This window comes from Paraburkholderia phytofirmans OLGA172 (genome assembly GCF_001634365.1).
Taxonomy (GTDB): Bacteria; Pseudomonadota; Gammaproteobacteria; order Burkholderiales; family Burkholderiaceae; genus Paraburkholderia.
Map to the genome: position 1 here is coordinate 4,091,521 of NZ_CP014578.1, position 23,149 is coordinate 4,114,669.

Annotated in this window: 19 protein-coding genes; 17 read left to right on the forward strand and 2 right to left on the reverse strand. The window is 63.8% G+C overall.

The window, feature by feature from the left end:
* Positions 1 to 19: 19 nt before the first annotated feature.
* The 17 genes from AYM40_RS18000 (at position 20) to yacG (ending at position 21,746) form a co-directional block, all read left to right on the forward strand.
* Positions 20 to 2,176 (forward strand): type VI secretion system Vgr family protein, encoded by a 2,157-nt coding sequence (locus AYM40_RS18000; protein WP_063497400.1) that lies wholly within the window; start codon positions 20 to 22, stop codon positions 2,174 to 2,176.
* A 22-nt stretch (positions 2,177 to 2,198) separates the two neighbouring features.
* Positions 2,199 to 4,751, forward strand: coding sequence for a DUF2169 family type VI secretion system accessory protein (locus AYM40_RS18005; RefSeq protein WP_063497401.1), 2,553 nt, complete (start codon positions 2,199 to 2,201; stop codon positions 4,749 to 4,751).
* Complete coding sequence (locus AYM40_RS18010) at positions 4,748 to 5,830, forward strand: pentapeptide repeat-containing protein (protein WP_063497402.1); 1,083 nt, start codon at positions 4,748 to 4,750, stop codon at positions 5,828 to 5,830. The genes AYM40_RS18005 and AYM40_RS18010 overlap by 4 nt, the downstream gene beginning before the upstream one ends.
* A 26-nt stretch (positions 5,831 to 5,856) precedes the next feature.
* Complete coding sequence (locus AYM40_RS18015) at positions 5,857 to 6,516, forward strand: DUF3540 domain-containing protein (protein WP_063497403.1); 660 nt, start codon at positions 5,857 to 5,859, stop codon at positions 6,514 to 6,516.
* Positions 6,517 to 6,525: 9 nt separating this feature from the next.
* Positions 6,526 to 6,915: a DUF4150 domain-containing protein gene (locus tag AYM40_RS18020; protein WP_063497404.1), complete on the forward strand. Its 390-nt coding sequence runs from the start codon at positions 6,526 to 6,528 to the stop codon at positions 6,913 to 6,915.
* Between the two features lie 18 nt (positions 6,916 to 6,933).
* Positions 6,934 to 7,452 carry a type VI secretion system lipoprotein TssJ gene (tssJ, locus tag AYM40_RS18025; protein ID WP_063497405.1) on the forward strand — a complete coding sequence of 173 codons (519 nt, stop codon included), beginning with the start codon at positions 6,934 to 6,936 and terminating at the stop codon, positions 7,450 to 7,452.
* A complete protein-coding gene (gene tssK / locus AYM40_RS18030; RefSeq protein ID WP_063497406.1) occupies positions 7,452 to 8,819 on the forward strand; it encodes a type VI secretion system baseplate subunit TssK in 1,368 nt (455 codons plus the stop codon). The genes tssJ and tssK overlap by 1 nt, the downstream gene beginning before the upstream one ends.
* A 4-nt stretch (positions 8,820 to 8,823) precedes the next feature.
* Positions 8,824 to 10,026, forward strand: coding sequence for a type VI secretion system protein TssL, long form (gene tssL / locus AYM40_RS18035; protein ID WP_063497407.1), 1,203 nt, complete (start codon positions 8,824 to 8,826; stop codon positions 10,024 to 10,026).
* Positions 10,023 to 13,607 carry a type VI secretion system membrane subunit TssM gene (tssM, locus tag AYM40_RS18040; RefSeq protein WP_063497408.1) on the forward strand — a complete coding sequence of 1,195 codons (3,585 nt, stop codon included), beginning with the start codon at positions 10,023 to 10,025 and terminating at the stop codon, positions 13,605 to 13,607. The genes tssL and tssM overlap by 4 nt, the downstream gene beginning before the upstream one ends.
* A 29-nt stretch (positions 13,608 to 13,636) precedes the next feature.
* Positions 13,637 to 14,815, forward strand: coding sequence for an FHA domain-containing protein (locus tag AYM40_RS18045; RefSeq protein WP_158515288.1), 1,179 nt, complete (start codon positions 13,637 to 13,639; stop codon positions 14,813 to 14,815).
* A 94-nt stretch (positions 14,816 to 14,909) separates the two neighbouring features.
* On the forward strand, positions 14,910 to 16,214 hold the full coding sequence (locus AYM40_RS18050; RefSeq protein ID WP_063497410.1) for an HlyC/CorC family transporter: 1,305 nt from the start codon (positions 14,910 to 14,912) through the stop codon (positions 16,212 to 16,214).
* Positions 16,215 to 16,372: 158 nt separating this feature from the next.
* The gene (locus tag AYM40_RS18055; protein WP_063497411.1) at positions 16,373 to 17,680 is read left to right on the forward strand and encodes a GspE/PulE family protein; all 1,308 of its coding nucleotides are present in this window, start codon (positions 16,373 to 16,375) and stop codon (positions 17,678 to 17,680) included.
* Positions 17,677 to 18,906 (forward strand): type II secretion system F family protein, encoded by a 1,230-nt coding sequence (locus AYM40_RS18060; RefSeq protein ID WP_063497412.1) that lies wholly within the window; start codon positions 17,677 to 17,679, stop codon positions 18,904 to 18,906. The genes AYM40_RS18055 and AYM40_RS18060 overlap by 4 nt, the downstream gene beginning before the upstream one ends.
* A 28-nt stretch (positions 18,907 to 18,934) precedes the next feature.
* On the forward strand, positions 18,935 to 19,876 hold the full coding sequence (locus AYM40_RS18065; RefSeq protein ID WP_063497413.1) for a prepilin peptidase: 942 nt from the start codon (positions 18,935 to 18,937) through the stop codon (positions 19,874 to 19,876).
* Positions 19,877 to 19,879: 3 nt separating this feature from the next.
* The gene (gene coaE, locus AYM40_RS18070; protein WP_063497414.1) at positions 19,880 to 20,482 is read left to right on the forward strand and encodes a dephospho-CoA kinase; all 603 of its coding nucleotides are present in this window, start codon (positions 19,880 to 19,882) and stop codon (positions 20,480 to 20,482) included.
* Between the two features lie 196 nt (positions 20,483 to 20,678).
* On the forward strand, positions 20,679 to 21,434 hold the full coding sequence (zapD, locus tag AYM40_RS18075; protein WP_063497415.1) for a cell division protein ZapD: 756 nt from the start codon (positions 20,679 to 20,681) through the stop codon (positions 21,432 to 21,434).
* 114 nt (positions 21,435 to 21,548) lie between these two features.
* Positions 21,549 to 21,746, forward strand: coding sequence for a DNA gyrase inhibitor YacG (yacG, locus tag AYM40_RS38690; RefSeq protein ID WP_082855124.1), 198 nt, complete (start codon positions 21,549 to 21,551; stop codon positions 21,744 to 21,746).
* A gap of 94 nt (positions 21,747 to 21,840) precedes the next feature.
* On the opposite strand, the gene AYM40_RS18080 is transcribed toward yacG, so the two are convergent.
* Both AYM40_RS18080 and AYM40_RS18085 read right to left on the reverse strand, forming a co-directional pair.
* The gene (locus tag AYM40_RS18080; RefSeq protein ID WP_063497416.1) at positions 21,841 to 22,263 is read right to left on the reverse strand and encodes an NUDIX domain-containing protein; all 423 of its coding nucleotides are present in this window, start codon (positions 22,261 to 22,263) and stop codon (positions 21,841 to 21,843) included.
* Positions 22,260 to 23,129 carry an ATP-binding protein gene (locus AYM40_RS18085; RefSeq protein WP_063497417.1) on the reverse strand — a complete coding sequence of 290 codons (870 nt, stop codon included), beginning with the start codon at positions 23,127 to 23,129 and terminating at the stop codon, positions 22,260 to 22,262. Before AYM40_RS18085 ends, AYM40_RS18080 begins: the two co-directional genes overlap by 4 nt.
* Between the last annotated feature and the right edge of the window lie 20 nt (positions 23,130 to 23,149).

Below are 23,149 nucleotides of genomic sequence, written 5' to 3' on the forward strand. Positions count from 1 at the left end.
ATCGCTAACAAGGCCCGTCATGAACCACATCATTACCGCTCACACGCCACTCGATCCCCAGGCGCTCAGGTTCCGTTCGCTGGACGGCCAGGAAACGTTGTCGTCGCTGTACGAATTCAATGTGGAGCTGATCAGTCAATCAGCCTCGCTCGACATGAACAGTCTGCTCGGCAAGCCACTGACGCTGGAAATCGTCACGCCCGACGGCGGTGTGCGCCATCTCGGCGGACACATCGCGCGATGCGCATTCCGCGGCCGCGAGACTGACACGCCCCGCACGTATGTCTATACGGTCACGCTGCGGCCGTGGTTGTGGTACCTGACAAGGACGGCCGACTGCCGCATCTTCCAGAATCTGTCGGTGGTGGACATTCTTCGGCAAGCGCTGGCCAGATACGGCTTCCCGGTCGACGAGCGTTTGCTCGCAAGCTACCGCGAATGGGACTACTGCGTGCAATACCAGGAGAGCGACTTTGCGTTCATCAGCAGGCTGATGGAGCAGGAAGGCATCTATTATTATTTTCGCCACGAAGCGGACCAGCAGGTCCTGGTGCTCGCCGACGACATGAGCGCTCACGACACGCTGCCTAACTACGCGACGCTGCCCTACCTGCCGCCCGACCGGTTGGCCCTGCCGGCTGAAGAAGGTGTCGACCAATGGTATCCGGAGACGGAACTCCGCTCAGGCGCCTATGCCGTCAATGACTACGACTTCAGGAAACCGCAAGCCGATCTGTCCCAGGTGCGCGTCAATCCGCTGAACGCGGAGCACGGCGGCTACGGCAAATACCAATGGCAAGGCCGCTATATCGAAGCCGAGCAGGGCGAACACTATGCTCGCGTGCGGCTCGAAGAAGAGCAGGCTTCCCACGCCCGCATTCGCGCGCACACTCGTCTGCGCGCCATCGCGCCAGGCTATCTGTTCACGTTGAACAACTGCCCGCGAGAGGCGGAGAACCGTGCTTATCTGATCGTCGGCGTCGGCTATCGTTTGCAGGAAGGCGGCTATGCCACGGGCAGCAGCGAAGCTCGCTATGACTTCGATTTCATTGCGCAGCCAGCGGCGCTGCCTTATCGCGCGCCAAGCGCCACGCCGGTGCCGAAAGCAAGCGGTCCGCAAACCGCTGTTGTGGTGGGGCCGGCCGGCCAGGAGATATGGACCGACCGGTATGGTCGAGTGAAACTGCAATTCCGTTGGGACCGCTACGGAACGCGCGACGAAAACAGCTCCTGCTGGGTACGCGTATCCGAGGCCTGGGCGGGCGCCAACTTCGGCAGCATCCATGTCCCACGGATAGGCCAGGAAGTCGTGGTCGATTTCCTCAACGGCGAACTTGACCGCCCGCTCATCACCGGGCGCATCTACAACGCCGACCAGATGCCGCCGTTCGGTTTGCCGGAAGCCGCCACGCAAAGCGGCCTCGTGACGCGCACGCCGGGCGGCACCGGCGCCAACGCCAACATGTTGCGTTTCGAGGACAGGCAAGGCGCCGAACAGGTGAGCCTGCACGCCGAGCGCGACTACGAGGTTTCGGTCGAAAACGACGCGACGCATGACATCGGCCGCAATGAGGCGATCACGATCGCCAACGACGCAAAGCGCAGCGTCGGACGCAACTACGACACGTCGGTCGCAAACAACGAGACGCGCAACGTCGGCAACGACTATCAGGCGAGGATTGCCAACGACGAAAGGCGCAGTGTCGGCAGGGACTACAGCATGAAGGTCGCCAACGACGCGACCCAGAGCGTCGGCGGCAATTCGGATGCTTCGGTTACCAACAATACGAGCACCACGGTCGGCGGTAATACGAGCACCACGGTCAGCGGCAATACGAGTAGCACGGTCGGCGGCAATACGAGTAGCACGGTCCACGGCAATACGAGCAGCCTGGTAAACGGCAATACAAGCAGCGTGGTCCTGGGAACAAGCGAATCGTTGACTTTGAACCGGATCAGCGTTCTGGGCACAGGGCTCGGCATCAACGGATCGGTGGTGGACGCGTTCGGATCCGTGGTGGTAGCGATCGGTTCGAACGTCGGCGCGACCGGCTCGAATGTCTCCACGACAGGCAGCACCGTCACCTCGACCGGTTCCTCGGTCACCAGCACCGGCTCGAGCGTCGCGGCGACGGGCGTGTCGTACACCACAGTCGGCCTGTCGGTCACGTTCTGAGGGCGGCGACGCGCGAATCCAATTGAAAATCATCAAACCCACGCCACTCGGCATTCTGACCCGCGCTTACCGGTCGGATGGCCGCGAATATCTCGGCATCGCCATTCCGATGATGGCGACGCTCGGCGAAACACCGCGACTGGTGGGCGAAACGGAACTATGGGACACGGTCGGTGAAGCGCTGTCAGGCTACACGCTGGATGCGGCACTGCCGAAGCCGCATGCCGAATTCCTCGTCTCCGGGCATGCCTACGGCAAGTACTGCGGACGCTCCCATGTGTGCCACGCCGGCATCCGCTTCGCGGGCATCGACAAGCAGTTGCGGGTCTCGGGCGACCGCTACTGGACCGGCGGGATGACCCGAGCGGCGGACGAGGCCACGGCCGCTGAACCGTTCGAAACCCTGCCGATCGACTGGCCGCTCGCCTACGGCGGCGCAGGCTATGCGGACAATCCGCGCGGACGGGGATTCGCGACCGCATCTGGCGATCGCGCGACGCCGCGGCTACTGCCCAATATCGAATATGCGGCAGATCTGATCCACCGGCGCGAACAGCGCATCGAGCCGGCCAGCTTTACACCGATCGCGCCGGACTGGCCGCCACGCAGCGCGCTCCTTGGCCAATTCGACCAGCCATGGCGCGAAGCGGATTGCCCCGGCTTCCCCCGCACGATAGACCATCGCTATTTCAACGTCGCGCCGCTGGATCAGCAGTTGTCGGCGCATACGGCCCTGCCCGACGGCGCCGCCTATGAAATCACGCACATGCACCCCGAGCGCGCCGTAATCGCCGGCAGGTTGCCAGCGCTGCGCGCCCGCTGCTTCGTGCAACGTCAACGCGAAGACGCACTCGCCGAGGTCCCGATGCGTCTGACCACGGCATGGTTCATCCCTCATCGGGAGCGGGTCGTGATGATTTTCCATGGCGCCGCCGAAGTCGAAGAATTCGATGCGCAAGACATCGCCTGTTTGATGATCGGAGCGGAACTGAACGCGCAGCCGCTGTCCGCCATGGATTACCGGCGCGTTTTCGACCTGCGCATGGATAGCAAATGCGGCGCGTTACACGCGTTGCGCGATCGAGACCTCGTGCCCGTGTCGATGCTCGTGCACGCCGGCGGGGAAGACGAAACCACCCACGCGCCATCGCAGAGCGCCGTGCAGCGCAATCTTCTGCGCCGCGCCCAACTGCGAGCCGAACAGGCCGCGGCGTCGGCGCACGGCCCAGCCGCCCAACTCGCGCTCGATGCTATCGCCACAGCGGCCGAGCCGAAGCGCCCACCCCGGCTCGACGAATTGGCGGAGTTCGTTCAGCAGCAGGAACAGCAGGCGGAAGAACAGCGCGCCGCCCTCGAAACAATGCGCCAGCAGATCGAAGCAAAGCATGCCGCGTCGCTCTCAATGGCACCGGCTCGACGCGGACCGCCGCCGTCCTCTATCACAAGCGCATGCCTCGCACGTACCGAGCAGCCGGCGCTGCTCGAAATGGCGCGCGCCGCCGACCACAAACTGCGCGAGGCGTACCTGCACGCCGCTCACTATCAGGACGCTGCGCCGCGACTCGATCCGGCGGCAGCGGATACCGCACGCCGGCGCGTCGCGGCCATGTATGCCAATGGCGAATCGCTGGCCGGCCTCGACCTGACCGGCGCGGATCTGAGCGGGATGAATCTGCGCGGCGCGCAACTGTCGGGCGTGCTGCTGGAAAGCGCAAACCTGACCGGCACCGATTTCAGCGAAGCCACGCTGACGAGCGCCGTGCTGGTACGCGCGACGCTGCTTCGTGCACGCTTCGCGCGCGCGCAGTTGACTCAGGCCAATCTGTCGCTCGCACAGTGTGAGGACACCGACTTCAGCGAAGCCACACTCGATCGCAGTCTGTTCGAGCACACGCCTTTTCTGCGCTGCCGCTTGCCGCGAGCGTCGATACACCGCGCTCAATTCAGACATTGCCGCTTCGACGCGGTCGATTTCAGCGAAGCTAAGCTGGCCGATCTGGTGTTCATGGAGCAGACTTTCCACGACGTCAGTTTCAATCAGGCGCATATCCGCAAACTGGCCTTCATACAGTGCCGTCTCGAACGAGCCAGCTTTACGGAGGCTGACATCGTCGGGCTGGGATTCGTCGAAACCGACGCCAAGGGTGTCCATTTCGATCGCGCCAGTTTGCGCAAAGCCTGCTTCGTGAAAGACAGCGTGCTAACCGATGCGGATTTTACGCAAGCGCGGCTTACGGAAGTCAATTTGCGTCAGGTGAGCGCACAGCGCGCCAATTTCAGCGGTGCCCGAATCAACCAGTGCGATTTTTCCGATGCGTGTCTGGAAGCCGCCAATCTGCAAGGTGTGAAGCTCGATAACGGCTACATGGTGCGCACTGATTTAAGCGCCGCCAATCTGGCGCGCGCCGACCTGATCGGCGGCTATTTGAGGCGTGCGAATCTTCGCGGCACAAACTTGCGCGAAGCCAACCTGTTCCGCGCCAATCTCGCGGAAACGTCGATGGATCGCGGCACCCAGCTCGACGGTGCGTATCTCGAGCAAGCCGTCCTTTGTCCGTTGTCGAGGTCGGCATGAGTCTCACGCGCGAACAACTTCAGCAAATGATCCACCATGGCGAAATCATCGGGAAGCAGTCGCTCGGGCCGCTCGCGCTGGAGCAATGCGATCTTTCCGGCGCAATCTTTGCAAACGTCACCTTCAACGGCACACGGCTCGCGCAGGCAACGCTTGGCGAATGCGTGTTCGACGCGTGCACGTTCATCGACGTCGATCTGGCGGGTGCGGACCTGTCGAAAAGCGCCTTCCTGACGTGCGAACTGCATCATGCAAGCTTCCTCGACAGCACGCTCGACGATTGCCGAATGCTCCAGACGCGCGCCGGCGGTACGCGCTTTTCAGCCATACGGGCGGCACGGCTCGCTTTTCTGAAATGCGATCTGAGCGGCTGCCGGTTCGATGCCGCGGATATCGAGTTCGGTGTCTTCGACGAGACGCCCATGCCCGGCGCCGATTTCTCGGCGGCGGGCATCCGCAAAAGCCTTTTCTATCGACTGGATTTGCGCGAGGTGAGTTTCGCGCGGACACAGTTTGACAGCACGGTATTCACCGAATCGAATCTGGCGCGGCAAGCGCTTCGCGGGCACACACTGAACCGTTGCCAGTTCATCGACACCGATCTGCGCCACGTCGACTTCACGTCTGCGAAGCTGGCGCAATGCAACTTCCAGGGCGCCACGCTCGAAGCCGCTGTGCTGGACGATGTCGACGCGCCGCTCGCCAACTTTTTCGGCGCGAATGTCAGCGGCGCGCAGTGCCGTGGCGGCCGCTTTCCTGACAGCATCTGGGTCGAAGCGCGGGTCCGGGAGACGGATTTCACCGCGGCGAATCTATCTGGCGCCGTGTTCCAGCGCGCCGACGCTCGCCAATCACGCTTCATTCGAGCGCGCCTCGAAGGCGCCGATCTGTCGTATGCCGAACTCGCCGGCGCGGACTTCCACGAGGCGCGGTTAGAGCGAACCCGGATTTGCCATGCCGACGCCGACGCCCGCCGCGGCGCCGGTGACGCAGCCTGGCAAGGGCGCGCAGGCGTGATCGGCAACGACACTGCACTACGCGCGGCTGAAGCCTGGTCCGCACAACGGGATACCCACTGACTGCACACATGAACCACGGAGTCGCCATGAATTTGACCGTAGCCGAATTGAGAAGACCCTCACCCACAGCGGCCGGCGAAACCCTCGGCACCGTGCTTGCGATCCTCGAGGAGGACAGCTTGCTGGTGGAGTACGGCGGCGCCAGGCGGCCATGCCGCCGCGCCTTCAGTTGCCTGGTCGCGCCGGAGCCGGGCGATCGTGTGCTGGTCAGCCATGCCGATCCCGAACACGCGTACGTGCTGGCGATCTTCGAACGGTCTGCCACAGGCGGCGCACGCATTCGCATCGACGGCGACCTGCTGCTGGAATCGACCTGCAGCGTCCGGCTTCGGGCCGCACAGCACATTCATCTGCATGGCGAACGCGAACTGCAATTGCACGGCAGCCGGCTCGAACTGGCGGCCAACGAAGCGGAGCTCACCGCCGACACAGCGTCGTTCCACTGCGGCGAACTGCAAGGACGATTCGGCGTGCTGCGCCTGATCGGCAAGAGTCTCGAATCCGTATTCGACCGCGTCGTGCAGATCAGCAAGACGAGCTTTCGCACGATCGAGGCCGTCGACCATCTGCGCGCGGCGCATATCGACTACGCCGCCGACCAGAGCGTCCGGCTGCATGGCAAGCATGCGCTGCTGACTGCCGAACGTCTGTCGAAGATCGACGCCCAGCAAATTCATCTCGGCTAGGAGAACCTCATGGTCATGGTCAACTCGAGCGCCGCCGGCGCCAACGGCGCCATCAGCGTCAACCTGACACCCCCACTCGGCGTGCCGGTTGCGTACGGCAACACGGCGCAACGTCCGCAGGCGATTCCCAACGTCAGCAACATCCTGATCGCCGCAGCCCCCGCCCACAATCTAGCGACCGTCATTCCCGTCACCAGTGGCGACGCGCCCGGCTCGATGGGGGGCGTCATGTCAGGCACCGTCTGCTCGACGTCACGCAACATCAACGGCGCCAACACCGTGCTGCTGCACGGCATGCCGACCACCCGCATGACCGACCCGACCCAGCAGAACTCGACGAATGCGCAGGGCACGGGCACCTCGCCGAGCCAGACGCATATTCTGAATCTGGCCGGGTGATACACGGATGAGCCACGCATGATCCATACACGACGGCGCGTGTTGCTTGCGCTGACTCCGGCGATCCTGGCGGCTGGCTGCGCAGCGACGCCAAAGACAGCGGAAACTTCTTGCGATGTTTATCTCTACGCCAGTTCGCGAGTCAATCCGGACAGCCGCGGACTGCCTTCGCCGATTCTCGTCGGCATCTACAGCCTGAAGTCGACGGTCGCATTCGAAGCGAGCAGCTTCTCCTCCTTGCAGGACCACGCGAGGACGGCCTTGGGCGACGACCTCGTGTCGCTTGAGCAGTTGATCCTTTTACCTGGTGAGCGCAAGTTGATCTCGAAGCCGGACGATCCGGCCGTCCGGCAATTCGGCGTGGTCGCCGGCTATCGGGAATTGAACAAATACGTCTGGAAGGCCACTTTCGCGCCGCCAGCCGACGCGGACCGCGGTTTCTTTTCGTTCTGGCCGTTCGCGTCATCGCGGGTCGCCATGCGAGTGGAACTGGGCGAAGGCGGCCTGGTGGTCAGAACCATGAATCGGACACATTGATGAAGCACTCATATTTGCCGCAGAAAAACTCGGGCGCATCCCGCAGCAAAGTCGTCTGGTCGGAAGGCATGTACCTGCGACCGCAGCATTTCCAGCAGTTCGAGCGTTACATCGAAGACTATGTCCAACAGCGCAGCCTCGGATTGCAGGGGGCATTCTGGGGGTTTCTGAGTCTCGAGATCGATCCCGGTGCGCTCACGTTGGGCAAGGTCGCGTTGTCGACGGCGCAAGGCGTATTCCCCGACGGTACGCCCTTCCTTCTGAGCGGTCCCGACAACCTGCCCGCGCCACTCGACATCCCCGCTCACGCAAAAGACGAGCTCGTCGTGCTCGCGTTGCCAATCCGTCGTGCGGACGGCGAAGACACGATCTTCGAAGAACAGGTCGAATCGCTCGCCCGGTACAGCGCACACACGCGCGAAATTGCCGACAGCAATGCGGTCGCGCTGGGACCCGCAACCGTGCAGATCGCCCGGGCGCGCCTGAAGCTGGTACTCGCGTCCGAACTGCGCAGCGAATGGCAGGCGCTCGGCCTGCTGCGGGTGGTGGAGCGGCGCAGCGATAACCATCTGGTGCTCGACAAGCAATACATCCCGCCGATGCTGATAGCCGGACAGCATTCGGTGCTCGGCCATTACCTCAGCGAACTGCATGGCCTGCTCGAACAGCGCGGCGACGCGCTGGCACAGCGTCTGTCACGGCCGGGGCGCGGCGGCGTCGCCGAGGTCAGCGACTTTCTGCTGCTGGCGCTGATCAACCGCGCTCAAGCCGATACTTCGCATGCCCAGGCGTTTGGCCACGTGCATCCCGAGCAGCTCTTTCGTCAATGGCTGCGGCTCGCGTTCGATCTCTGCACTTACACGAGCAGCGAGCGCCGGCCGACGGTCCGTCCTGACTACCGGCACGACGATCTACAAGGCAGTTTCGCACCGTTGATGGTTGAATTGCGGCGGGCGTTGTCGACGGTACTCGAACAGAACGCCGTTGCGATCGAATTGGAGGAGCGCGCGCATCGCGTGTGGGTTGCACGGATTCCGAGTCCCGAACTGATTCGCAGCGCCGGCTTCGTGCTGTCGGTACACGCCGATCTCCCCGCCGAGACCATGCGCACGCGCTATCCCGCGCAGGTCAAGATCGGGCCCGCCGAGCGGCTGGCCGATCTGGTCAATCTGCATCTTCCCGGCATTGCGCTGCGCCTGCTCCCGGTCGCGCCGCGACAGATTCCGTATCACGCCGGCCGCCATTACTTCGAACTGGATACGAGCGGCGAACTCTGGAAGCAACTGGAGAAATCCAGCGGCCTCGCTTTGCACGTCGCCGGCGATCTGCCGGGCCTGACGATGGAGTTTTGGGCCATTCGCGGCTGAGCCTATGCGGACAAATCAACAAACCTCTAGCGCCCGCAACCCGCTCGTCGCCGCAGCAAATCCGCTGCTCGCTACGCTTACGCAGATCCGCACCAGCACGACGTTGACGCCGGAGCGGCTGCGCGAATATCTGGTCGATGAAATCAGGCGTTTCCAGGCGCGCGCGCAGCAGGCGGCCGTCGCCATCGAAACCATCGTCGGTGCGCGCTATTGCCTGTGCACGGCCCTCGACGAAGCCGCGGCACTCGCACCGTGGAGCGGCGGCAGCGCATGGTCGACGCACAGCCTGCTGGTCGCGTTTCATAACGAAACCTGGGGCGGTGAGAAGTTCTTCCAGTTGCTCGCGCGCTTGTCGGGCAGTCCTCGCGAACATCGCGACATCATCGAGCTTCAGTACCTCTGCCTCATGCTGGGTTTCCAGGGACGCTATCGCGTGGTTCAGAACGGCGCTGCGCAGCTTGAAACGCTCACGCGCCGGCTGCATAAACTGCTTCACGAAACGGGCGGCGGTTATGCACAACCCCTATCGCCCGATTGGCGTGCCACCGACCGCACGCAGGGGTTCAGCGCGCGCCGCTGGTTGCCGCCGTGGACGTTGTTGCTGTTCGCCGGCCTGATCGGCTGCGCGAGTTTCATCGGCTTCCTGCTGGCATCCAACGCGCAAGCCGATCGAACCTACGCGGCGATCAACGCGATTCATTTTCCGGAAAGCGAGTTTCGCGCGGCCGCCGCGCCGCCCGTCAACCTTACCCGCCTGCTCGACGCAGACATACGCAGCGGCTCGCTTGTCGTGCGCGAAGATGCGGATCGCAGTGTGATCGCGCTGCGCGGCGACGGCCTGTTCGATTCCGGCTCGGCCACCGCCAATGACGCTTACCTGCCCGTGCTCGCGCGTGTCGCCGGGGTCCTGAGCCGGCTTCGCTCAGATGTGGTGATTACCGGCTATACGGATAACCAGCCGATCCGCGACCGGCGATTCGCATCGAACCTCGCGCTCTCGCAAGCCCGCGCCGCCGCGGTCAGGCAATCGCTCCTCGCAGCGGGCTTCGACAAAACCCGTGCGCTCACCGTGGCGGGGCGCGGCGACGAACAGCCGGTCGACACCAACCGCACGGCCGCAGGCCGCGCCCACAATCGGCGGGTGGAAATCGTGCTGTTTCACGGCGCTGCAAGCAGACAGGACTTTTCGCAAGCGACCAACCGATGAATTCTTTAAAGCGTTTGTGGGGACTTCTGTGGTCCAGGGCGTTATGGCTGTTGGTGGGCGTGATCGTCATCGCCGCACTGATCTGGATGATCGGGCCATTGCTATCGATCGGAGAACTGCGGCCGCTGGAAAGCGACATCTCACGCCTCGTGCTGATCGCGTTCCTGTTATTCGTCTGGTGGGCAAGGTTTGCCTGGCGTTGGCGACAACACGCGGACAGTGAGGATCTGCGCAAGCTTTTGCGCCGACTCAAGGCTAGCCAGCCCGCCCCCCCTGCCTCCGACGACCGCACCGAACCGCTTGCTGAACTGCGTGCCCGCTTTCGCGAGGCGCTGCACCTGTTGCGTCACGCGGGCGCCCCCACAGGCCGGTTTGCCGCGTGGCTGGACAGACTCACTGGTCAGTATGTCTACCGGCTGCCGTGGTATCTCGTGGTTGGCAGCGCCGGTTCGGGCAAAACCACGACGCTCGCCAATAGCGGACTTGAACTGTCGATCGCAGAACAAGCCGCGCGCGCCGCCAGCGGCCGCATTGAACCGACGCCCCACTGCGAGTGGTGGTTCAGCAACCATGCCGTGCTCGTCGATACGCCCGGTCACTATCTGGAAGCGGCCCACGCCGACGCACGGCGCGGCGCCGAATGGGGCGAGCTGCTGGGGCTGTTGCGCAAATACCGGCCGCGCCAGCCCGTCAACGGCGCGTTGTTGATGGTCGGCGTCGACGAACTGCTGGCGATGAGCGAGTCCGATCGGGCAGCCTACGCGACGCGGCTGCGCAAGCCGTTGCAATTGATGCAGGCCAAGTTCGACGTCCGCGTGCCGGTCTATCTATGCTTCACCCGGATGGACCGCATCAGCGGCTTTACCGAGTACTTTTCCGGCCTTAACCGCGACGGTCGCGCGCAGGTATGGGGCACGACCTTTGCGGCGGGTGACCCGGCATCGAGCGACGCCGCCGGTTTTGCCCCCGGCGGCGCGTTCGACCGTTTGGCGCAGCGGCTGAACGCCGCCTTGCACGATGTGCTGATCGCGGATCCCGATCCCGACAGCCGTGCACTCGCCTATCTGTTTCCGCAGCAGTTCGCGAGCCTCAAGGAAACGTTGGACGACTTCCTCGTGGCGCTATTTCGGCCGTCGCGCCTGGAAACCAACCTGGTGGCGCGCGGCATCTACTTCACCAGCGCGCTGCAGAGCGGCCCGGCAATCGACGGTGTGCTGACGCCGATCCGACAGCAATTGCAGATGGCGGCTGCGCCGCCGGCACGCGTCGCGCCGAAACACAGCCAAAGCTACTTTCTGAAACAACTGCTGCAAGACGCCGTATTCGCCGACGCAGGATTTGCCGGCGTGAGCCGCGCGTTGCGACGCCGCCGCCTGATGGCACACGCCGCAGTGGCTACCTTGACCGGCGGCGTTCTGCTGGCGCTCCTCACCGGCTGGACGATCAGCTATCTGAACAACCGCGCCTATCTCGACGAAGTGAATGCGCATGTGGCCGCCTTCAATCTGTACGCCAACCGGCCCGTCGTATCCCATCCGGACGCCGTGGCCCCGCTTTCGCCGATGCTCGATGCGTTGCACAGCCTGCCGCACAGCGAGCAATTCGATGTCGACGCGCCACCGCTGTGGCGGTATGGGCTGGGCTTGTATCAAGGCAAACGAATCAGCGATGCAGGCGAGGCCGTCTATCATCGTGCGCTCGACGAAAAACTGTTGCCGCAGGCGGCCGCCCGCATCGAATCGATACTCGCCGATGCACCGGTCACCGACCTCGAGTATTCGTACGATGCGTTGAAAGCCTATCTGATGCTCCACGACGCGACGCGATACGACGCCGGCTTCCTCGCGGCATGGCTGATCCTCGATACCGAGCAGGCGTTGCCGTCGAATACGACGCAGGACGAGCGCGCACGACTCGAAGCGCACATCGCCAATCTGTTCGAGTCGCGCAGGGTCGCTTCGCCGTTCGCGCGCAATGCGCCGCTGGTGGAAAGCGTGCGCGAACGTCTCGGACACGCTTCGCCCGCGCTGCGTGCTTACCACCAGCTCCACCGCGAACTATTGGCGACGATGCAAGGCGCGCCGGTCAGCGTCGCGAGCGCCGGCGGTCCCCAGGCCGCGCTCGTCTTCAGACGTCGAAGCGGCAGGCCGCTCACCGACGGCGTCAGCAGCCTATACACCTACCATGGCTACTGGAACACTTTTGAAAAACGCGTGGACGGCGCCGCCGCGAAACTCAAGGACGAAGATCCATGGGTGCTAGGCATCCCCGCAAACGCCACGAGCGACAGCGCACGCCTCGCCCGGGAAATCAGACGCGCCTATTTCAATGACTACATCAATGTCTGGGACAGCTACCTCAACGATCTGGCCTTGATGGACAGCACGTCCATTGCACAGAGCATGCAGATCGCACGCACACTGTCGGCGCCCGATTCGCCGCTCAGGCAATTTCTGCTGGTCGCGGCGAATGAGACGAATCTACTGCGCGCGGGCGCGGTGCAGGAGCCGACTGCAAACAGATTGCAAAAGCGCATCGGCGAAGCAAGGCAATCGCTCACTGCGTTGTTCGGCAGCGGTGCACGCGGCGCGCCGCCGCCCTCCGGCGACGACAAACCCGAAGCCATCGTCGACGAACATTTCGAACCGCTGAGACGTCTGGCGGCCTCGCCCGCAGGCGGGCCGCTCGACAGCAACCTGCGGGTGATCGACGAGTTCTACAGCTATCTGAGCTCCGCGAGCGCTGCGTTAAGCAGCGGCAACACGCCTCCGCAAACGGATGTATTCAACAGACTCCAGGCGGATGCGGGGCGCCTGCCCATGCCCCTGCGCAAGATGTTCAGCGATCTGTCGCAAAACGGTTCAGCGCAGGTCAGCGGCGCCGCACGGGCCAACATCGCACAGGACGCGCAAGGCGGCATCGGCCGCCAATGCCGGCACATGATCGCCGGGCGCTACCCATTCGAGCGCGGCTCGCCTCGCGACGTCGCGCTCGACGATTTTGCGAGGCTGTTCGCCGCAGGCGGATTGATGGACAGCTTCTTTCAGAAGAACCTGGCCTCGCAAATCGACGTCAGCCGTAGCCGCTGGACCTTCAGGGGTGACGCGGCCGGCGGCGCGCCGGGCGATGCGCGTCTTGCCGGCTCGTTTCAGAACGCCGATACGATCCGCACCGTGTTCTTCCCCGGCAACGCGACGGCGCCGTCGCTGCAAATCGAATTGACGCCGCTCGAAATGGATCCCGGCATCACGCAGTACGTGCTGGACGTCGATGGCCAGACAATCCGCTATGCACACGGCCCGCAAATCCCGGCGACCGTGAAGTGGCCCAACGCGGGCGGCGCCAATCTGGTCAGCTTGCTGGTCAATACGCAAAGCGGCAGCAACAGCCTGCAAACCCACGGCCCTTGGGCTTTGCACCGCCTGTTTGACAAGGCGCGCATCACGCCGGGCGCGGCGCCCGAGAGCTTTGTCGCGAGTTTCGACGTCAACGGAAAAACGCTGGCGCTGCGCGTCACTGCCAGCAACAGCTATAACCCATTCCAGCTGGCGCAAATGAACGCATTTTCGTGTCCGTCATGAGCGCCGCTTGCCATCAGGAGCCTCTCTTCGTGCCCTCCTTCAGCCTCAAATTGACCCTCATTGCCTGTCACGGCAAAGCGCTCGCAAGTGGCGCGAGCGCAGTCTTCGACGCATCCGGCGGGACGATCGGCCGCGACGCCGGCAACACCTTGGTCCTGCCCGACGACGACGGCGTGGTGGCGCCACGCCATGCGGCCGTACAGGCGCTCGCGGGCGGTTGGCAACTGCTGAACACCAGCGAACATGCCGCGATTGCGCTTAACGGCAAGATGCTCGCGCCGGGCGCGCAGGCCAGCCTGAACGCCGGCGATATCCTCAATATCGGTGCGTGCGTCCTGCAGACCGAGGCGAGTGCTTTGACGCCAGGCTGGAGTCCACCGGCCGACGCGGCTTGCCCCATTGGGTCATCGTTTGGATCATCTCCAGCCGCCGCTGGTCCCGATCTTCTGCAGAAGTCGCTGCACACGAAGTCGCTGCCCGCCGGCCATTCCGCCGATCCGCTGAGCGGTGCAGCCCTATCCACCAGCCTCCACGACCTTCTCGATACGCCGCTCGACCCACTTGCGCTATTCGGCATGCCTGGCCCAACAACGGCCGACTCGGGCTGGAACGACTCGGGCTGGAACAAATCGGCCAACGGGGGGTTATTCGCCGACCTGGTGGAGGCGCCTCCCAGCAACGGCTTCACGGCGCTGCAACCCGATCGCTCGCCGGGCAATGCAATCCGCGACAACGTGCCGGAGTTCGGCGGCCACCTGCGTTTGAAGATTGCGTCGCCACCGAATAGTGCGCAGACGCCGGAGCCGACCGAGCTGGAGGCCGCGGCTTCGCCTCCCGCGGAATCACCCTCGCTGCCTGCATCCCCAAACCAGCCCGCCGCGTATCGGGACGCCTTTGGCGAAACGCACGAAGCACCCGCCCGCGTCATGCGAACAGCCGTACCGGACTACAGCGGAAGATTTCATACAGAAAACACCCTCCGCAACGACGGACCGGTCAAGTTGCGGGAGCCCTTCGCGCTGCCAGTCCATTCCGCCCCACCCTCGACGCCGGCAGAAGAATCATCGATAGCGCCCGCCGCGCTCATCAAGGCCTTTCTCGAAGGCGCTGGCGCGACGCCCGACGCGATGGCCGACACAGAATTGTCGCCTGAATTGATGCACACGCTCGGCACGCTGGTCCGCGTTCTCAAACGGCAAGTCACGTGATTCGAGGCTTTTCAATCCCGGGACTGCCTGCGCGGCGGCTCGCCCAGCCTGCTCTGCTATATTCTCTCCATCCCGTCCCCTACTTTCACAACGCGTGGAACAACTTCCCTTATGGGCGCAGATCGGCGCCGTCTTTCTGCTGCTTATCTGCTCCAGCTTCTTTTCGATTTCCGAAACGGCGATGATGGCGATCAACCGCCATCGCCTGAAACACCTTGCCAACCAGAATACGCTCGGCGCGAAAACCACTCAGGGCCTACTGGCGCACACCGACCAGCTGCTGAGCGTGGTCCTGATCGGCAACAATCTGTTCAACACGATCATCCCGGTGCTCACCACCTCAATCGCGCTGCATACCTTTGGCCGTAACAATGTAGTGCTGTCGATCGCGACCGGCATTGTCGCGTTTCTGATTATCGTGTTCGCGGAAATCACGCCGAAAATCGTCGGCGCGACGTTCCCGGAGAAGATCGCGCTGCCGGCCAGCCTGCTGATCGCACCGATGATGCGAGTTGGCAAGCCGCTCGTCTGGTTCGTCAATCTGTTCGCGAACACCATCTTGCGCGTGCTGCATATCAACACCAAAGGCGCACACGATCAGCGGCTTTCCACCGAAGAGCTGCGCACCATCGTGCTCGAATCGGGCAGCTTCATGCCCACCAAGCACCGCAGCATTCTGCTGAATCTGTTCGACCTCGAAAACATTTCCGTCGACGACGTGATGATCCCGCGCCGCCGGATCGAAGCGCTCGACTTCGACGCGCCGTTCGAGCAGATCCTGCATCAGCTGGAAACCTGTTATCACAACAAGCTGATCGTCTATCAAGGCGACATCGATCGCGTGCTTGGCGTGCTGCACGTGCGCAAGACACTGGCGGCCCTGCACAACCAGGAACTGGAGCGTGAGACGCTGCGCGAGTTGCTGGCCGAGCCGTATTTCGTGCCGAGCGGCACGCCGGTATTCCAGCAACTGCAGTACTTCCAGGAGAGCCGTCACCGCACGGCGCTGGTCGTCAACGAATACGGCGAGCTGCAAGGGATGGTCACGCCGGAAGACATCATTGAAGAGCTGATCGGTGAATTCACCACGTCGATTCCACGCGGCGCCAATTCGCGCGGCGGCTGGAACGAGAACGGCGAATGTATCGTTGCGGGCAGCATGCCGCTGCGCGAACTGAACCGCTGGCTGCATCTCGCACTGCCGACCGACGGACCCAAAACACTCAACGGACTGATTCTCGAGATACTCGAAGAGATTCCCGATGGCGACGTGTGCGTGCAGATCGGCGAGATGAAACTCGAAGTGATGCGCAGCGACGATCAGGCGATTCGCACCGTCAAGCTGTTCAAACCACCCACTCGCGCGGGCGCGAAAGCCGCCAAGACTGCGCGCGGCTAAGCTCTGCGCACCGCACGGCATCGCATCGCATCGCATCGCATGCGTATCGCACACGGCCGCCGCGCGCGCCATTAGCCGATCGGCTGAATGGTGCCGTCCGCGGCTTTACCGGATGATGGCGTCGTCGTGTTCTACAGGCGGCTCATCCCCGGTCTCTCATGCAAGATTCTTCTCAACGCGCGGCGTCGTTGCGGCCTGTTGCCGTCGATAGCGAAAGCCCAGCCAAACCCAGGCACAACGCCTTTGCGGCTGGCGCCAAGGTCAGTGCCAACCTCAACTCGAGTCTCGCCGATTCCGACAACGCGCCTGCCGTACGCCTCTTGACCGACACGTTGCAAGAGGCAACCCGCCGCAATGCGTCGGACCTGCACATCGAACCGCAGGAGCATGGCTGGCGCGTGCGTTTGCGCATCGACGGCGTACTGCATGAAATCCCTCAGCCCCCCGCGCATCTGCGCGACGCGTTCATCACGCGTGTGAAGGTGCTGGCGCGCATGGATATCGCCGAGCGGCGCGTGCCGCAGGACGGCAGGCTGCGTATTGCCACGTCGCCCGGCCGCCTCGAAGACTACCGCGTCAACTCGCTGCCTACGCTGTTCGGCGAAAAGCTGGTGTTGCGCAGGCTCGACGCGTTGCCCACCGATCTTTCGCTCGACTCGCTCGGCCTCGATCCACAACAACGTGACGCCGTCGATGCGGCGATTCGCGCGCCGCACGGCCTCGTGCTGGTCACCGGGCCCACCGGCAGCGGCAAGACGCTATCGCTGTACTGCTTCCTGCACATGCTCAACGACGAGGCGCGCAATCTGTGCTCGGTGGAGGATCCGGCGGAAATTCAGCTGGCGGGTATCAATCAGGTCAGCGTGCGCGAAAAGGCCGGCCTGACATTCGCGGTGGCGCTGCGTGCATTTCTCCGTCAGGACCCCGACGTGATCATGGTCGGCGAAATCCGCGACGACGAAACCGCGGATGTCGCCGTGAAGGCAGCGCAAACCGGCCACCTCGTCCTGTCCACCTTGCATACGAACGACGCACCGGCTGCCGTCGCGCGTCTGCTCGACATCGGCGTCGAGCCCTACAATCTGGCCGCCGCGCTAAGGATGGTGACGGCACAACGGCTGGTGCGGCGGCTTTGCGCAGCGTGCCGCGCACCCGTGCCGGAATCGGCGGCGGCGCTGCGCGCAGCGGGTTTCGCCGACGATCACGTCGACGGCTGGCAACCCTTCGGCGCCACCGGATGCGCAGCTTGCCACGGCATCGGTTACCGCGGCCGCGTCGGCGTTCACCAGGTGATGCCTGTCTCCGATGCGATGCGCGAGATGATCGTGGCACGCGCAGGCACCCACGAATTGGCCCGGCTCGCGCAAAGTGAACAGGTCGCCACCTTGCGCGACGCAGCCTTGGCGCGTGTGCGCGACGGCACGACGAGCCTTGCCGAGGCGCTGGCCGCCACCGAGGTCGCATGAACACCGCGACACCGGCACAGTCAGCAGCCGCCGATTTGCGCTTCAGATGGCGCGGCGTCGACGCCGACGGCGTACAAAAAAGCGGTGCGCTCATCGCGCCGGATGCCAGCGCCGCGCGAGTGATGCTCAAGCGCGACAATCTGTTCATCGTCGAACTGGCGGCCAGCGGGCCGGCGCCGCGTCCCAAAACCCGCGCCACCGATGTGACGACATTCACCCGCCAGCTCGCCAGTCTGCTGCGCGCGGGTTTGCCGCTTGCACCTGCGCTCGATCTTCTCGCCCAAACGCAGAGTTCGCGCCAGCCCGGCATGCCGCGAATCGTCGGCGCGCTGGCGCGCGATATCACCGGCGGCCTGCGTTTCTCCGCGGCATTGCAGCGGCATCCGGCGCAATTCAATGCGCTGTACTGCCAGCTCGTCGAGGTCGGCGAAGCAGCCGGCGCATTGGCGACGGTCCTCGCCCGGCTCGCCGACGACCGTGAACGTGCCGCAGCGCAGCGTGCCAAGGTGCGCGCGGCGCTGACCTATCCGGTGGCCATCCTGTTGCTCGCCGTCGCGATTACCGCGGCGTTGCTGATCTGGGTCGTCCCCACCTTCAAGCAGATCTTCGACGGCTTCGGGGCGAAGCTGCCCGCGCCGACGCAGTTCGTGCTGGCCTTGTCCGCAGGCGCAGCGCGATGGAGCATTCCGCTGGTCGTCATGGTCTTCGCCGCGGGCTCGGCTGTGACATTTCTGCTACGACGTTCCGAAGCAGCGCGCATCCGGCTCGCACGCATATCGCTGACAATGCCGGTCGCCGGTCCGTTGCTGCGCACCTTGTGTGCGGCGCGCTGGAGCCGCGCGCTCGGGACCTTGCTGTCGGCCGGCACACCGCTCGCGGACGCGTTCGATTCACTGACTCACGCCACCGGCAACGCTTTTTTCGATCGCGCCACCATGCAGATCGCCGCTGGGCTGCGGCGCGGCGAACGGCTCGCCGCAGCCATGCGCGCGGCACACTGCTTTCCACCCGAGGTCGTCCAACCGGTGGCGGTTGCCGAAGAGTCTGGAGCGCTCGACACGATGCTGATCGACGTAGCGTCGCTCGCCGATCGTCAGGTAGACGAAAAGATCGGCACGCTCTCGAGCCTGTGCGAGCCGCTTGTCATCATCGTGCTGGGTACGCTGGTCGGCGGCCTGGTGATCGCGATGTATCTTCCCATTATTCAACTCGGCAACGTGGTGTAGCATCGCAGCCGAATCCCACCCTTTATATATGCAGGCCACCATTCCGCTCGTGCCAGATACTCCTTCCAACCTGCTTTCGGGCCTGCTGCCCGGCCACGTCGCAACCGGTCTCGGGCTCGCGTTCGGCAGTTTGCCCAGCGGCCTGCAGATCGCATTCGCGGTCGTCTTCGGTCTGGTGATCGGCAGCTTCCTGAACGTGGTCGTGCATCGGGTGCCGATCATGCTGGAGCGTGCGTGGCGCGAAGAGGTCAGCGAGTCCATCGAAGAACCGCTCGAAGGCGATGGCTTGCCCGCCCGCTACAACCTGTGGGTGCCGCGCAGCGCGTGCCCTCACTGCGGCCATGTGCTCAGCGCGTGGGAAAACCTGCCAGTGGTGAGCTATCTGCTATTGCGCGGGCGCTGCTCCGCATGCAAGACACGCATCAGCCTGCGCTACCCGCTGCTCGAAATCGCGAGCGCCGGCTGCGCGGCCGGGGCGCTCGCGCTGTACGGGCCAACCGGCATGGCATTCGCCGCCTTCGGACTATGCGCCGCACTGCTCGCGATGAGCGCGATCGACATCGACACCCATCTGCTGCCGGACTCGATGACACTGCCGCTCCTGTGGGCGGGCCTGATCGTCAACTTCAACGGCATGTTCGCGAGCCTCCACGATGCCGTGTTGGGCGCGATCTTCGGCTATCTGGTGCTGTGGGCCGTCCATTGGCTGTTCCGGCTGGTGCGCGGCGTTGAAGGTATGGGTTATGGCGATTTCAAACTGCTGGCTGCACTCGGCGCCTGGCTCGGCTGGGCGGCGCTACCGCAGATCGTGCTGATCGCGGCGGTCACCGGCGCGGTGGTCGGTCTCGCGGCAACGTGGCGCGGCCGCATGCGCTTCTCAGAGCCGCTGCCGTTCGGGCCGTTTCTCGCAGCGGGCGGTGCTGTTACGCTATTTCTCGGCACACCGCTTTATCTGGGGTTGGGAGGCTGAAGCATGTTTGCTGTGGGATTGACCGGTGGCATCGGCAGCGGCAAATCGACCGTGGCGGACCTGTTCGCCGCGCACGGCGTGCCGCTTGTCGACACGGACCTGATCGCGCACCGCATCACGGCGCCGCATGGCATTGCGATGCCGCAGATCGCTGCGGAATTCGGCGCTTCGTTCGTTGCGGCAGACGGCTCGCTCGACCGCGCCCGCATGCGTACGCTGGTGTTCCGCGACGACGGCGCGCGCAAACGCCTCGAAGGCATCACGCATCCGTTGATTCGTGCGGAGACTGAGCGCGAACAGCGTGAGGCGCAAGGGCCGTACGTGATCATCGTGGTACCGCTGCTGGTCGAGTCGGGTAGCTGGAAGACGCGTGTCAACCGTGTGCTGACGGTCGATTGCAGCGTCGAGACGCAAATCGCACGCGTGATGAGTCGCAACGGGTTCAGCCGTGAACAGGTGCTGGCGATCATCGCCCGCCAGGCGACGCGCGAAGCCCGCCTCGCCGCAGCCAACGACGTCATCGACAATGACAACGCGCCGCTCGATGCCCTCAAGGCGCAAGTCGACGCACAGCATCGCGTCTATCTGTCGCTAGCCGGCGCGTGAGAATACGCTGACCGTGGCTTGCGGCGTGGTTTGCTCAGCCATGCAGCGGCACGCACGCAAGGCACGCGGAAAACCACCCGAAACTTGAGAAAAAAGTTGTGAAAGCGCGCCGAAAAAGTGCGTGATTGCTAGGGTAGTCTCACGGCATTAGAATGTTCTGCATTCCCGTCACCGACCACGCCCGAGGCGAGCCCGCTTGATCCTTTACGAGTATCCCTTCAACGAGCGAATCCGGACGCTATTGCGGCTCGAAGATCTGTTCGAGCGCTTCACGTTCTTTCTGACTCAGGAAGATGCCAAGGAACATCACGTCGCACTGACAACGTTGTTCGAAATCTCAGAGGTTGCGGGTCGCGCGGATCTGAAGTCCGATCTGATGAAGGAACTCGAGCGCCAGCGGCAAACCCTGGCGCCGTTCCGGGGCAATCCGGGCATCGAGCAGAACGCGCTGGAGGCGGTGCTGGGAGAAATCGAGCAAACCTTGGCGGGGCTTTCCCAGATGCAGGGCAAGACCGGCCAGCATCTGGCGGACAACGAGTGGCTCGCCAGCATCCGCAGCCGCGCAATCATCCCGGGCGGCACCTGCAAGTTCGATTTGCCTTCGTACTACGCATGGCAGCAGATCCATCCCGATCAGCGTCGGCAGGATATCGCCAAATGGGTCACGCCGCTGCTGCCGTTGCGCGATGCGGCAACAATCGTGCTGCGCCTCGCGCGCGAATCGGGTCAGGCGTCCAAAGTCATGGCGATGCAGGGCAGCTATCAGCAGATGCTGTCAGGCCGTTCATACCAGTTGATGCAAGTACGGGTAGCACCTGAATTGCGGGTGATTCCGGAGGCCAGCGCTAACAAGTACATGCTCTGGGTGCGATTCACTGTGCAGGACGGCGATCTGCGTCCACGCGCGGTGGATGTCGACGTGCCGTTCCAGCTCACGTTGTGCAGCCTGTAAGCCAGCCTGACACGCGCACCTTGAAGAACTGAATCGCGGGGCTACACCTTTGAAGCCGCGAAAAATGCCCCTATATTCGTTACTTATTCCGTTTTCGATCGACTGCCTGACCGTATGCCTACCGTCGTCAAATGCCCCACTTGCGGGAAGGATGTCCGCTGGACCCCTGAAAACCGCTTCCGCCCGTTCTGCTCCGACCGCTGCAAGCAGATCGACCTCGGCGCCTGGGCCGCTGAGAAGTACAAGATAGGCGGCACGAGTGAAGAAGCTCAGGCGGATGAATCGCCTGGTGCGGATTACGACCCACACTGAGCGCGACAGGCTGCAGACCCACGCAGGGATGCAATGCAGCCGCATCGGCAGACGCTTCTCACGCAGCCGCCGCCGGCAACCGCGCGCCAATTTTCTAGTTTTTCTCAGCTGCGAGCCATTCCAGCACGGGAATCGTCGCCGGCAACAGCGGCGAGACATCCGCCGGCAGCGTCTGCCAGACAAACGCCTGGCCTTCGCGGCCGTGCGGCTCGCCGGACCACTGCATCACCTTGCAGAAGAACAGCCGCACGTAGGCGTGCGGGTAGTCGTGTTCAAGCGTGTGCCAAAGATGGCTCGCCTTGACGTCGATTCCCAGTTCTTCGTGCAACTCACGGGCCAGGGCAGCCTCGACCGACTCGCCCGCCTCCAGCTTGCCGCCCGGAAACTCCCAGTACCCTTCGTACGGCTTGCCGGCCGGGCGCTGCGCCAGCAGATAGTGTCCGTTTGGCTGAATCAGCACACCGACGGCTACCTCGGTCACCGGGCGGCCAGCCGCGTTCTTCTGCGCGTCGCTCATGCCGAAGTCTTCCGGCCAGACCAGTCGCGAGCGAATTGCCACGCGACACGCCCCGAGCGCGACCCCCGCTCCAGCGCCCACACCAGCGCATCGCCGCGCGCCGCTTCGACTTCCGCGTCGTCGCAGCCGAAATAGCGCAGCCAGTGGCCGATGATCGACAGGTAGTCGTCCTGCTTGAACGGATAGAAGCTGACCCACAGCCCGAAGCGCTCGGACAGCGAGATCTTTTCTTCGACCAGTTCTCCCGGATGAATCTCGCCGTCGGCCATGTGCTTGTACGTCTCGTTGTCGCTCATGTACTCGGGCAACAGATGGCGGCGGTTGGACGTCGCGTAGATCAGCACGTTATCCGACTGCGCCGCGATCGAGCCGTCGAGCGCGACCTTCAGCGCCTTGTAGCCCGACTCGCCGTCTTCGAACGACAGGTCGTCGCAGAACACCACGAAACGCTCCGGCCGCTCCGCGATCAGATCGACGATGTCGCCGAGGTCGTGCAAATCGTCTTTATCCACTTCGATCAGGCGCAGGCCGTCTTTCGCATAGGCGTTCAGGCAAGCCTTGATCAGCGACGACTTGCCCGTACCGCGCGCGCCCGTCAGCAGCACGTTATTGGCCGGCTGCTTGTGCACGAACTGACGCGTATTCTGCTCGATCAGCCCTTTCTGGCGATCGATGTTCTGCAGGTCGCCGAGCGTAATCGACGAAATGGCGGGGACGGGCTGAAGGTAGCCGCGCCCCTGGCGCTTGCGCCAGCGAAAGGCGACCGCCGCCGACCAGTCGATCTCCGGTTCGGCGGGCGGAAGCATCGCTTCGAGGCGGACGAGCACGGCTTCGGCCCGGGTCAGAAACTGTTCGAGTTTGTCCATGGCTGAGAGATAAGCGGCCA

What these genes read in the sequence shown, in the direction of transcription:
- AYM40_RS18000 (WP_063497400.1), top strand. Translation starts at nt 20, where the DNA reads ATGAACCACATCATTACCGCTCACACGCCACTCGATCCCCAGGCGCTC.
- AYM40_RS18010 (WP_063497402.1), top strand. Translation starts at nt 4,748, where the DNA reads ATGAGTCTCACGCGCGAACAACTTCAGCAAATGATCCACCATGGCGAA.
- AYM40_RS18015 (WP_063497403.1), top strand. Translation starts at nt 5,857, where the DNA reads ATGAATTTGACCGTAGCCGAATTGAGAAGACCCTCACCCACAGCGGCC.
- AYM40_RS18020 (WP_063497404.1), top strand. Translation starts at nt 6,526, where the DNA reads ATGGTCATGGTCAACTCGAGCGCCGCCGGCGCCAACGGCGCCATCAGC.
- tssJ (WP_063497405.1), top strand. Translation starts at nt 6,934, where the DNA reads ATGATCCATACACGACGGCGCGTGTTGCTTGCGCTGACTCCGGCGATC.
- tssK (WP_063497406.1), top strand. Translation starts at nt 7,452, where the DNA reads ATGAAGCACTCATATTTGCCGCAGAAAAACTCGGGCGCATCCCGCAGC.
- tssL (WP_063497407.1), top strand. Translation starts at nt 8,824, where the DNA reads ATGCGGACAAATCAACAAACCTCTAGCGCCCGCAACCCGCTCGTCGCC.
- tssM (WP_063497408.1), top strand. Translation starts at nt 10,023, where the DNA reads ATGAATTCTTTAAAGCGTTTGTGGGGACTTCTGTGGTCCAGGGCGTTA.
- AYM40_RS18055 (WP_063497411.1), top strand. Translation starts at nt 16,373, where the DNA reads ATGCAAGATTCTTCTCAACGCGCGGCGTCGTTGCGGCCTGTTGCCGTC.
- AYM40_RS18060 (WP_063497412.1), top strand. Translation starts at nt 17,677, where the DNA reads ATGAACACCGCGACACCGGCACAGTCAGCAGCCGCCGATTTGCGCTTC.
- AYM40_RS18065 (WP_063497413.1), top strand. Translation starts at nt 18,935, where the DNA reads ATGCAGGCCACCATTCCGCTCGTGCCAGATACTCCTTCCAACCTGCTT.
- coaE (WP_063497414.1), top strand. Translation starts at nt 19,880, where the DNA reads ATGTTTGCTGTGGGATTGACCGGTGGCATCGGCAGCGGCAAATCGACC.
- yacG (WP_082855124.1), top strand. Translation starts at nt 21,549, where the DNA reads ATGCCTACCGTCGTCAAATGCCCCACTTGCGGGAAGGATGTCCGCTGG.
- AYM40_RS18080 (WP_063497416.1), bottom strand. Translation starts at nt 22,263, where the DNA reads ATGAGCGACGCGCAGAAGAACGCGGCTGGCCGCCCGGTGACCGAGGTA.
- AYM40_RS18085 (WP_063497417.1), bottom strand. Translation starts at nt 23,129, where the DNA reads ATGGACAAACTCGAACAGTTTCTGACCCGGGCCGAAGCCGTGCTCGTC.